General features: G+C 32.1%; 15 protein-coding genes. 3 read left to right on the top strand and 12 right to left on the bottom strand.

Annotated features, from left to right (window positions below; translation table 11 throughout):
* Window positions 1–4: 4 nt before the first annotated feature.
* The 11 genes from ahrC to LQ675_RS07550 form a co-directional block, all read right to left on the bottom strand.
* Window positions 5–457, bottom strand: a complete 453-nt coding sequence (ahrC, locus tag LQ675_RS07600) for a transcriptional regulator AhrC/ArgR (RefSeq protein ID WP_025904936.1) — start codon at window positions 455–457, stop codon at window positions 5–7.
* A 147-nt stretch (window positions 458–604) separates the two neighbouring features.
* Window positions 605–2473, bottom strand: a complete 1869-nt coding sequence (dxs, locus tag LQ675_RS07595; RefSeq protein ID WP_107602387.1) for a 1-deoxy-D-xylulose-5-phosphate synthase — start codon at window positions 2471–2473, stop codon at window positions 605–607.
* Between the two features lie 57 nt (window positions 2474–2530).
* Entirely contained in the window at window positions 2531–3409 is an 879-nt protein-coding gene (locus tag LQ675_RS07590; RefSeq protein WP_107610393.1) for a polyprenyl synthetase family protein, read from the bottom strand.
* A complete protein-coding gene (gene xseB, locus LQ675_RS07585) occupies window positions 3390–3581 on the bottom strand; it encodes an exodeoxyribonuclease VII small subunit (RefSeq protein ID WP_153653573.1) in 192 nt (63 codons plus the stop codon). The genes LQ675_RS07590 and xseB overlap by 20 nt, the downstream gene beginning before the upstream one ends.
* A gap of 32 nt (window positions 3582–3613) precedes the next feature.
* Window positions 3614–4939: an exodeoxyribonuclease VII large subunit gene (gene xseA / locus LQ675_RS07580; RefSeq protein WP_048539735.1), complete on the bottom strand. Its 1326-nt coding sequence runs from the start codon at window positions 4937–4939 to the stop codon at window positions 3614–3616.
* Between the two features lie 12 nt (window positions 4940–4951).
* Complete coding sequence (nusB, locus tag LQ675_RS07575; protein ID WP_048539734.1) at window positions 4952–5344, bottom strand: transcription antitermination factor NusB; 393 nt, start codon at window positions 5342–5344, stop codon at window positions 4952–4954.
* A 56-nt stretch (window positions 5345–5400) separates the two neighbouring features.
* Window positions 5401–5760 carry an Asp23/Gls24 family envelope stress response protein gene (locus LQ675_RS07570; protein WP_025904942.1) on the bottom strand — a complete coding sequence of 120 codons (360 nt, stop codon included), beginning with the start codon at window positions 5758–5760 and terminating at the stop codon, window positions 5401–5403.
* Window positions 5761–5772: 12 nt separating this feature from the next.
* Window positions 5773–7131, bottom strand: a complete 1359-nt coding sequence (gene accC, locus LQ675_RS07565; protein ID WP_048539733.1) for an acetyl-CoA carboxylase biotin carboxylase subunit — start codon at window positions 7129–7131, stop codon at window positions 5773–5775.
* A gap of 1 nt (window position 7132) precedes the next feature.
* Window positions 7133–7582: an acetyl-CoA carboxylase biotin carboxyl carrier protein gene (accB, locus tag LQ675_RS07560; RefSeq protein ID WP_239727325.1), complete on the bottom strand. Its 450-nt coding sequence runs from the start codon at window positions 7580–7582 to the stop codon at window positions 7133–7135.
* Between the two features lie 181 nt (window positions 7583–7763).
* Window positions 7764–8321, bottom strand: coding sequence for an elongation factor P (gene efp, locus LQ675_RS07555; RefSeq protein ID WP_025904945.1), 558 nt, complete (start codon window positions 8319–8321; stop codon window positions 7764–7766).
* 25 nt (window positions 8322–8346) lie between these two features.
* Window positions 8347–9402, bottom strand: a complete 1056-nt coding sequence (locus tag LQ675_RS07550; protein ID WP_048539732.1) for a M24 family metallopeptidase — start codon at window positions 9400–9402, stop codon at window positions 8347–8349.
* A 99-nt stretch (window positions 9403–9501) separates the two neighbouring features.
* Between LQ675_RS07550 and LQ675_RS07545 the strand changes: the two genes are divergently transcribed.
* Together LQ675_RS07545 and LQ675_RS07540 are read left to right on the top strand one after the other, a co-directional pair.
* Complete coding sequence (locus LQ675_RS07545; protein ID WP_048539731.1) at window positions 9502–10092, top strand: hypothetical protein; 591 nt, start codon at window positions 9502–9504, stop codon at window positions 10090–10092.
* A 55-nt stretch (window positions 10093–10147) separates the two neighbouring features.
* Window positions 10148–10360, top strand: coding sequence for an SA1362 family protein (locus LQ675_RS07540; RefSeq protein ID WP_048539730.1), 213 nt, complete (start codon window positions 10148–10150; stop codon window positions 10358–10360).
* A 27-nt stretch (window positions 10361–10387) separates the two neighbouring features.
* Here LQ675_RS07540 and LQ675_RS07535 read toward each other — a convergent pair whose 3' ends face one another.
* Window positions 10388–11218 (bottom strand): lipoate--protein ligase family protein, encoded by an 831-nt coding sequence (locus LQ675_RS07535; protein WP_048539729.1) that lies wholly within the window; start codon window positions 11216–11218, stop codon window positions 10388–10390.
* A 120-nt stretch (window positions 11219–11338) separates the two neighbouring features.
* On the opposite strand from LQ675_RS07535, the gene LQ675_RS07530 reads away from it, so the two are divergent.
* Window positions 11339–11719: a rhodanese-like domain-containing protein gene (locus tag LQ675_RS07530; RefSeq protein ID WP_025904950.1), complete on the top strand. Its 381-nt coding sequence runs from the start codon at window positions 11339–11341 to the stop codon at window positions 11717–11719.
* Window positions 11720–11754 lie beyond the last annotated feature (35 nt).

Here is an 11754-nt window from a genome sequence, read left to right as displayed (position 1 = left end):
TCCTTTAAAGCATATTAAAAATTCTATCTGTAATAACTTCAGCTGCCTCAGTATCTTTACAAATAATTAAGCATGTGTCATCACCGCATATCGTACCAATGACTTCTGTCCAATCTATTTGGTCAATAATTGCACCAATTGATTGCGCATTACCTGGTAATGTTTTAAGAACTAATAAATTATCTGCTCCATCAATCTTTACAAATGAATCCATTAAATATCTACCTAATTTATCAATCGGGTGATATTTACGATCTCTAGGTAAACTATAGATATATTGACCAGAAGGTGCTGGAACTTTAATTAATTGAAGCTCTTTAATATCACGAGATATTGTAGCTTGTGTGATATTCAAATCATATTCATTTAGTCTTTTGACTAATTCTTCTTGTGTTTCAATTTGTTCGTTAGAAATTATTTCTCTTATCTTAATCTGACGCATTGTTTTGTTCGCCATTACATACACCTCTGTTAATGAATATTTATACACTTATAATAGCATAAAATTGATAAAAATAGTAATGTAAGCGCTATAAACAATTTAAATGACGCTTTAGATATACTAAAGCGTCTTTTTCAACATAATTATTCATATATTTATCAATTACTTAATTAACGATTTGACAGTAGACATGATATTTGATTTAGAGATACCAATATCTTCTAATAATAAACCTACATCACCATGCTCAATGTATGTGTCATTTATGCCTATTCTTCTTACATTATTATGATAATCATTGTCTTTCATAAAAGTAGCTATTTGACTTCCTAAACCACCAGTCAACATGGCTTCTTCAACTGTAATAATCGGTTTCGACGCTTTACCGAGGTTATGCAGCATTTCAAAATCCATAGGTTTTATAAACCGAGCATTAACAATATTGATATGGATGTCTTCTTTTAATAATTCGTCTGCTACATCTGTTACAAGTGAGACAGTTGGTCCATAACTAATAATCGTTAAATCATCACCGTTTCTTTCAACATTCCAAGATCCTAATTTTATTAATTCACTATCTTTAGTATCATCCAGTAACGGAGCATTACCTCTCGGATACCTGATTGCCATTGGACCATGTTTAGTTTCAAAAGCAGTTTTGATCATATTTTTCGCTTCATTACCATCTTTAGGCATCATGATTGTAAAGTTAGGAAATTGACTTAAAAAGCCAACATCAAATACACCTTGATGAGTTTCTCCATCTGCCCCAACAAGTCCTGCTCGATCAACACCAAACAATACGTTTAAGTTTTGACGGTCTACATCGTGTAACAATTGATCATATGCACGTTGCATAAATGTTGAATAGATTGCGACATATGGTTTCATGCCTTGTGTTGCAAGTCCTGCTGCCATCGTAACTGCATGCTGTTCGGCAATACCTACATCAAAAAATTGTTCAGGTAACGTTTGTTGAAATTTAGTTAATTTTGATCCAACAGGCATAGCTGGCGTGATTGCAACAATTCGTTTGTCTTGTTGCGCATATGCTAATACTTCATCACTCATTAATGCACTCCATGCCGGCCCTTCAGCACTTCCTTTTATCACTTCACCAGTCTCAAGCTTATATGGTCCTAAACCATGCCAAGTCCCAATTATATCTTTCTCAGCAGGTTTATAACCTTTACCTTTTTTAGTCACAACGTGTATGAGAACAGGTTTGTCCATTTGTTTTGAAACTGTTATAGCTTCATCTAATGCTTTAAAATTATGGCCATCTACAGGTCCAATATATTTAATGCCAAGTTCTTCAAAGAAGATGCCATCTACGACTAAATATTTTAAACTGTCTTTAATTTTATCAGCAGAGTCTTTTAACAAATCTCTACCAGGTAATCTATTAATTAAACTTTCAGCATCAAATTTAAAGCGATTATAATTTTGGTTAGATCGAATTCTCGCAAACATATTATGCATTGCACCAACATTTGGTGCGATACTCATTTCGTTATCATTTAAAATAATCGTTAAATTCGTTTTGTCATGTCCTATGTGGTTTAATGCTTCTAGTGCCATACCACCTGTCAAAGCGCCATCACCAATTACAGGTACAACATGATGATCTTGTCCTAATATATCTCTTGCTTTTGCCATCCCCACAGCAGCAGATAAAGAAGTTGAACTATGTCCAGCTTCCCATACATCATGTTCTGATTCTTTCATTTTAGGAAAACCACATAATCCTTTATATTGTCGTAAAGAACTAAATTCATGGCCTCTACCGGTTAATATTTTATGAATGTATGTTTGATGTCCAACATCCCATAATATCTTATCTACAGGGCTATTAAAATGTTTATGTAGACTCAATGTTAATTCAACCACACCTAAATTTGCCCCTATGTGTCCGCCAGTTACCGAACATGTTTCTATTAAAAATTTTCTAATGTCACTACTCAGTTGTTCAAGTTCTTGATGAGATAAATCTTTGAGGAAGGATGGGTTTTTTATTTTTGAAACATTCATTTTTTAACCACCTTTAGCCCGATTCTTGTGACCAGTCATCTACATTATAAAAATAGATTAATTTTCTCTATTTGCAAATAATTTTGTGAGAGACTTAAGTTCTTCAGTGTTATATTGATCTTCTAATTGTTCAAGTAAATATAACGCTTGATTCACATGTTGTTCTAAAGCAACCTTAGTATTGGTCTTACCTAATAGAGACACATAAGTGCTCTTCTGATTCGCGACATCACTGCCAACTGACTTACCTATTTTATCGAAATCCCCTTCAATATCTAGCAAATCATCTTTAATTTGGAATATTAATCCTAATTCTTGGCTAAATGAATCTAGTAATAAAAATGTCTTACTATTAACTTTAGCGATTGTACAGGCTGCAACGACAGAAAAACGTATCAGTGCTCCAGTTTTGTATCTATGGATTTTGCGTAATGTATCAAGTGAAATTTCTTTATTTTCACTTTCCATATCTAATACTTGTCCACCTACCATACCTTGATGACCGGCTGACTCAGAAAGCAATCTAATCAATTTGACTTTTTCGTCAGCTTCTATATATGTATCTTTAGTAATCAGTTCAAAAGCCTTTGTTAATAATGCATCACCAGCTAAGATTGCAGTCGCATCACCATAGATTTTATGATTCGTTTTCATCCCGCGTCTATAATCATCGTTATCCATAGCTGGTAAATCATCATGTATAAGGGAATATGTATGTATCATTTCAAGTGCTTTTGCAGTTTCCATTCCTTTATTAATATCAGTCTTTAACATCGATAACGTCATTAATAATAGTACAGGACGAATACGCTTTCCACCTGCTAATAAAGAATATCGCATACTTTCTTCTAATTGTGTATTTACAACTGAATCTAGTTTCGTTTGTTTAAGTGATTCAGTGAACTTGTCTACATAACTATTCATGATTTGACTCATCTGAATCACCTTCCTTTTGAACAAGTTTGTTTACTTTATCTTCAGCTGCTTTGAGTTTCGTTTCACATTTACTACTTAATTCAATGCCTCTTTGATAAAGTTCAATTGATTCCTCAAGAGAAATATTTTCTTCGTCTAATTTACCGACGACTTTTTCTAATTCTTCCATCATTTCTTCAAAAGTTTGTTCTTTAGCCACATTTGTCACCTAATTTCCTTAACATTAGCATTTATTTTACCATCTTTTAAATTGATTGTAATATCATCGTCAATTTTTAAATCATTTTTGCTTGTAATGATTTTATCATCTTTTTCGATGATTGAATAACCTCTTAACATAATTTGAGTCGGACTTAACGCATCTAGTTGCGCTAACTTGCTTGTCAGCACTTGTTTTTTTTGACTTATAATACGATTAACGAGCTGTGTTTGAAGCATGTTTAAACGATTAAAGTCTTGTCTAAATTGAAAAGTCTTATTATAAATTGGTGTGATTCGCAATTTATTCTGTAAGATATCTAGCTTATGATTATTACGCGTAACAGTTTGTTCTAAATTTCTAGATAATTGTTTTTGTAATTCATCTAACTTCTGAGTTTCTTGATCATATAGCAACGAAGGCGTCTTCAATTTATAATATGATGAAAGTTGTTTTAATTTATGTTTATCTTGTTGAATAGTTTGCGTGATATGTTTTGTTAAATACTGTCTAGCATTTGAAATAAGTTGATACAGCGCATTAATATCTGGTGTCGCAATGACTGCGGCTTGAGTCGGTGTTGCAGCTCTTACATCACTGACAAAATCACTTAATGTCGTATCTGTTTCATGACCAACTGCTGAAATAACAGGCGTCTTACAATGATAAATGGCTTCTACAACTTCTCTTTCATTGAAGCTCCATAAATCTTCAATAGATCCACCACCACGACCAACGATAATAACATCAACGCCCATGGAATCAGCTTCTTTAATATTGTTAATGATATTATCCTTAGCTCCTTTACCTTGAACTAAAGTGCTCATTAACACTTGTTCTGCAAGTGGATAACGCTTATCTAAAGTAGAACATATATCTCTTATCGCAGCGCCAGTCGATGCTGTCAACACAGCAATTTTCTTAGGATATTTAGGTATGCTTAATTTATGCTCTTGGTCAAAGTAACCTTTTTCTGCTAATTCTTTTTTCAGTGCCTCAAATTTTTCATATAGAAGACCCACACCATCTAATTGCATAGATTGAACATAAATTTGGTAAGCACCTCTTGATTCATAAACCCCTATTCTACCTTCAACAAGTACTTGGTCACCTTCTTTAGGATTAAACGACAATTGATTTGCGCTCGATTTAAACATCATAGCACTGAGCACACCTTTATCGTCTTTTAATGCAAAATAAAGATGACCACTTGAATGTCTTTTAAAGTTTGATATTTCACCTTTAATAAAGACATTAAGTAGATGTGGATCTTGATCAAATTTATATTTGATATATTTAGTTATTGCTGTAACTGATAAATACTTATCCATTTATATCACTCTTTAACTTTTTGATAAACTGCTTAATACACCATTAATAAATTTATAGTGATCATCATCACTGTATACTTTCGCAATTTCTACTGCTTCATTAAATATAACTTTCTCTGGTGTATCTGTATATTTCAATTCATAAGTAGCCATTCTTAAAATAATTCTATCAGTTTTAAGTAAACGGTCTAATGTCCAGTTTTTTAAATGTGGACTTACAATTTCATCTAGTTCGTCTTTTTTCTCTACAACTTCTTTAACAAAGTTTTTGACATATAAATATTGTTCACCTTTAAAGTCTTCTACTAAATATTGAATCGCTTCTTCTACTGTTAAATCAGTTTTGTTATTTTCTAATTGATATAGTGATTTAAAGACAATCTCTCTTAGTTCTGTTCTTTTCATATTCTTCTCCTTCAAAGAATAAGAGGATGCACGCATCCTCTTAATTAATCATTTTATTATTGGAAATGTATATTAACGATATGTACATTAACTTCTTTTGGTGTTAATGCCGTCATCGTATTTAATGCTTGTTTAATTTCTGATTGAACTTTACGTGCTGTTTCAGAAATTTTTGTACCGTAGTCAAATGTACAGTAGACATTAATGTAGATGCCGTCTTCTTTAATATCGACTTTAATACCTTTACCAAAATTCTTTTTCCCGAATTTTTCTAAGGAATTCTTATTAAAAACGGATTGCATATGAGATACACCTTTAATGTCAGTAGTCGCAATGCTCGCAATGACCTCAATAACTTCTGGCGCAATCTCTATTTTACCTAAAGAAGGCTTTTTATTTTCAATTGTTTTAGCCATTTGAATCCCTCCCTATTTGTCTTCATTATTTATAATATCATGAATCTCTAGGAAATTGGTATTAAAATCACCTGATTCAAATACATCATTTTCTAACAATCTTAAATGGAATGGGATCGTTGTATCTATGCCAGCAACTAAAAATTCTGATAAAGCTCTTTTACCGATTTGAATTGCATCTGTTCTATCTTTACCATGAACAATAAGCTTCGCAACCATTGAATCATAATAAGGCGGAATCGTATATCCTGTATAACATGCTGAATCAATACGCACGCCAAATCCACCTGGTGTTAAATATTGATTAATTTTCCCTGGCGATGGCATGAAATTCTTAAATGGACTTTCTGCGTTGATTCTAAATTCAATCGCATGTCCACTCAAGTCAACTTCTTCTTGTGTAACTGGTAATGATTCACCACTTGCCACTTTAAGTTGAAGTTTAACTAAATCCATTCCAGTAACCATCTCAGTAACAGGATGTTCTACTTGAATACGCGTATTCATTTCCATGAAATAGAACGTTTCAGCATCTAAATCATAAATAAATTCAATTGTACCAGCATTTTCATAATTAACGGCTTTAGCTGCTCTAATAGCCGCTTCACCCATTTCTTTACGCATTTCTTCAGAAAGGACTGGTGAAGGAGATTCTTCTACTAACTTTTGCATACGTCTTTGGATCGTACAATCACGTTCACCAAGATGTATTACATTACCTTCTGAATCACCCATTACTTGAATTTCAATATGTCTAAAGTTTTCGATGAACTTTTCTAAATATAAACCTTTGTTACCAAACGCTGTTTCAGCTTCTTGCTGTGTCATTCTAAATCCTGTTACAAGCTCTTCTTCATTACGTGCAATTCGGATACCTTTACCGCCACCACCGGCAGTAGCTTTAATAATAACAGGATAGCCGATTTTCTTCGCACATTTCTTTGCAATTCTTACTGTATCTACTAAACCATCACTACCAGGAACAACAGGTACGTTAGCTTTGATCATTTCTTCTTTCGCAACGTCTTTAATACCCATCTTCTGGATAGATTGATAACTAGGTCCAATAAATTTAATTTGGCATGCTTCACACATTTCTGCAAAATCACTATTCTCGGCTAAGAAACCATAACCAGGATGGATACCGTCACAACCTGTTGATTTTGCAATTGAAATAATATTAGGAACGTGAAGATATGAATCTTTAGATTGTGTCGGTCCAACACAATAAGCTTCATCTGCTATTTGAGTATGTAATGCATCTTTATCAGCTTCTGAATAAATTGCGACCGTTTGTATGTCTAACTCTCTACAAGCTCTAATGATTCTTACTGCAATTTCCCCTCTATTTGCAATTAATACTTTTTTCATATTACTTCACCTTGAATAACGGTTGGCCATACTCTACCATTTGTCCGTCTTCAACTAATATTTCAGTGATTTCACCAGAAACTTCTGCTTGAATTTCATTAAATAGTTTCATTGCTTCTAAAATACATACAGTTGTATCAGCTTCTACACGTGAACCTACTTGAACGTATGGACCTTCATCAGGAGATGGTGATTTATAGAATGTACCAACCATTGGCGCATTAATCGTCAAATCACTTGGCGCTTCTTGTTCAACATTTTGTTGTGGTGCTGATTGAGTTGCTTGTTGTGGTTGTTCTGCTACGACATTTGTTGCACCTTGGCTATAAATAATTTCTTGTTTAATATCTTTTTTTAAAGTTAGTTTAAAATCTTTATCATTAATATCAATTTCAGTTAAAGAAGAATTATCTAACACATCAACTAGTTCTTTAATTTGTTTTAAGTTCATTTGAAAAACTCCTTTTAAATTCTAATACGTTACACTTCATACATTTTACTTTAGTGGTCATACCAATTCAAGAGATTTTAATATTTAATTATAAATGTAAATAAGAAACATTCCTAATGTAACTAAAATGATTGAGGCCAGGACACAAGTTACTGTCCCAGCCTCATTTTAATGTTTAATATTAACCTCTTGATACGTAGCTTCCGTCAGTAGTATTAATGACAAGTAAATCACCTTCATTAACAAATAACGGTACGTTTAAACTATAACCTGTTTCAACTGTAGCTTGTTTAGTTGCACCAGTTGCTGTATCACCTTTAATACCAGGTTCAGTTTCTGTTACTTGAAGTGTAACTGTATTTGGTAATTCAATACCAATTGTTTCACCTTCATAAGATTGGATTTGAACTTCCATGTTTTCTTTAATAAATTTAAGTTCATATTCTAGTTTATCACCAGGTAACTCTAGTTGATCGTAAGTTTCGTTATCCATGAACACATGGCTATCACCATTAGCATATAGATATTGCATACGACGATTATCGATTTGAGCTTTTTCAACTTTTTCACCGGCTCTAAAAGTTTTCTCTTGGATTGCACCAGTTCTTAAGTTTCTTAATTTAGAACGAACGAATGCCGCACCTTTACCTGGTTTCACATGTTGGAAGTCCATAACTTTCCAAATGCCATTATCAACTTTAATTGTTAAACCTGTTTTAAAATCATTAACTGAAATCATTCATTTTCCTCCTATTTATACCTTCTTATAAAATAATAAGGTCTTTTGAAGATTTAGTAAAGCGCTGTAAGCCATTTTTTGTAACTAATACGTCATCTTCTATTCTAACGCCACCTAAACCATCTACATATATACCTGGTTCTAAAGTGATACACATATTTTCTTCAAGAACGATATCTGATTTTTGAGATAATGCTGGGCCTTCGTGTACTTCTAATCCAATGCCATGTCCTAAAGAATGGCCAAATTGTTCACCATAGCCATAACTTTTAATAATATCTCTTGCAATCGTATCTGCTTCTTTACCAGTCATACCTGGTTTAATTTGTTCTAACGCTGCTAATTGTGCCTCTAAAACAATATTATATATTTTCTTCATTTCTTCTTTTGGTTCACCAATTGCAAATGTTCTCGTAACATCACTAACGTATCCTTCATATAATGCTCCGAAGTCTAATGTAATCATATCTCCTTCTTCGATAACTTTATTACTTGCTACACCATGAGGTAATGCACCACGGTGCCCTGAAGCAACAATCGTATCGAATGATGAGCATGTTGCACCTTTGCTTCTCATAAACATTTCCATTTCATTGTTCACTTCATTTTCAGTCATGCCAGGTTTAACCCATTTTAAAATGTGTTCATATGTTTCATCTACAATGTCAGCTGCTTTCTGAATTTGTTTAATTTCAAATTCATCTTTAACCATTCTGATTGTTTCGATAACACTTTCAATAGAAGAAAGTTCAACTGCATCTGTATTTAGTGCTTGATATTCATTATAAGTAATTAAATGTGATTCGACGCCAACATTTTTATACTGACCTTCTTTAATCAGGTCATTAATCTTACTTAACATTGGTCCTTCTTGATTAATAACTTCAAAATCTTGAGCTTGATCGTTCGCTTGTTGAATATATCTAAAGTCTGTAATTAAAAGGGATTTGTCTTGTGTAATTAACAGACTACCACTTGTCCCAGTAAATCCAGAAAGATATCTTCTATTATACGGTGATAGAATTACAACTGCTTCTAGACCTTTTTCATTCATGACTTCTCTTAATTTATTAATTTTCATATTTATCCCCTTTCTATTTGTACAATAAATCTATATACATTAAAATAATATCATACATATCGAAATTTTTTCACAGTAAAACATTGGGAGTAAATAAACATGAGAAAAACAATTATAACAATCATGGCAAGTACAGTTGTCTTATCTGCGTGTGGAAATGATAAAATTCAACAACTTGAAGAAAAGAAGTCTTCATTAAAAAGTGATAATCGAAAATTAAAAAAAGAAGTATTAGACTTAGAAGATAAAAACAAAACATATAAACAAAAAGAAAATAGTGTCAAAAGCAAAATTAAACAAAATGAAAAAGAATCGTCGAGTCTGTTTACAACTCAATATTTAAAGTCATCTACAAAATTTGTAAATGAAACAAAATCTAACATTACAAGTTATAACAAAATCAAGAAAAATGTAACATCTAAATTCGATGATGAACATACTAAAAATGAATTAGAAAATATTTATCACAATCAAGAAAACATTACAGATAGATATAAAGATGAAATGAAAGGTAAATCTATTCCTAAAGATTATAAAACGCTTCATAAAAGTATGTTAAAACTATCAACAAGTATTGAAAAAGTGTTTAAAGATTTAAATGATGCTTACAATAAGAAGGATAAAAAAGGTATCCAAAAAGCAATTCAAGAGCTTAATGGTTTAGATAAAGAGATAGGTCAAATTGAGTGAGATTATACATAAAATGTGCTATATTAAATAGACTAATAATTTAAGGTGAGATTTTATGAAAAATGTTTTATTCTATTTAATTATTGCTATAGCAGTTTTTGGATTAATTATGAATCTTGATTTCTTTATTATGGGCTTCATTCGTATGATTGTCTCATTAATCATATTCGGATTAATCATCTATCTAATTTACTATTTCTTCTTTTTAACGCCAGATCAACGTAAATATAAAAAAGCAATGCGTAAACAAAAGCGTAGAAATAGATAAAAAAAGAGACTTCAATAGTCTCTTTTTTTACTTTCTATAAGTCCAATCTTCTGATTTATATTTTTCTTCTAATTGTTTAATTTCAGCAAGCTGCTCTTCGGTAAATTCAAGTGGTTTATATTCTATATCTAAACCTTTCTTAAATCCTTCATAAAATGCTGTTTCCATTTCTTCTAGAGTGATGAATTTATCTGATAAATCATTTATAGCAACTGCTTTATTTGTAAATGCTGCTTTCATTTTATCTTTTAGTCGATCGTTTCTATATATAAACATATCAAACAATTCATCGACATCTATATCTTGTAAAATTGAGCCATGTTGTAAGATAACGCCTTTTTGACGTGTTTGAGCGCTTCCTGCTATTTTTCTATCTTCTACAACAAGTTCATACCAACTTGGTGCATCAAAACAAACTGAACTACGTGGTGTCTTAAGTTTATCTCTTTCTTCTTTTGTCTTTGGAATTGAAAAGTATGCGTCGAATCCTAATGATTTAAAACCTTCTAACAATCCCTCTGAGATTACTCTATAAGCTTCAGTTACCGTTTTAGGCATATTTGGATGCGATTCTGGAACGATGACACTATAAGTTAATTCTTTATCGTGTAAGACACCTCTACCCCCTGTAGCACGTCTTACAAGTCCAAAACCTTTTTCTTTTACTTTTTCAATATCAATTTCTTTAGTTAGTTTTTGAAAATATCCAATTGATAACGTAGCTGGATCCCAAGTGTAAAATCTAATTACAGGATCGATTTCTCCTCTACTCACAAAATTCATAAGTGCTTCATCAACTGCCATATTATAATATGGATTATTCGATTTCGTGTTTAAAAAGTGCCAAGTTTCTTTCACAATTAAAACTCCTATTCAATTAATTCTTATGTACTTTTCTATTTTAGCAAAAATATTTTGATAAATCTCACAAGAAATCTTATAATAAGGGTATCGACTTGAATTGGGAGGAATCAGACCATGAATTATTGGTATATCGCGCTCATAGTCCTAGTCTTGATTATCATTTATATGGCAATTAACTATTCATTAAATAAGCGCGCAGTAAAAGAATTAGATCAAAATGAATTCCATAAGGGATTAAGAAAGGCACAAGTTATAGACTTGCGTGAAAAGGCTGATTTTGACTATGGTCATATTATCGGGGCAAGAAATATACCGATGAGTGTATTTCGTACAAGATATCAAGGTTTACGTAAAGACCAACCTATATATTTTTGCGACGCAAATGGCGTAGCAAGTTATAGAGCTGCTAGAATGATGAAGAAAAAAGGTTACACTGAACTATTCATGCTTAAAGGCGGCTATAAAAAATGGACTGGTAAAGTTAAATCTAAATAATATTAAAGCGTCTTGATCGTTAAATGCGACCAAGA

This window comes from Mammaliicoccus sp. D-M19, from assembly GCF_022386695.1.
GTDB classification, from domain to species: domain Bacteria; phylum Bacillota; class Bacilli; order Staphylococcales; family Staphylococcaceae; genus Mammaliicoccus; species Mammaliicoccus sciuri.
Note: the sequence above shows the minus strand (reverse complement) of the source record. Positions and strands in the feature narration are given on the sequence as shown.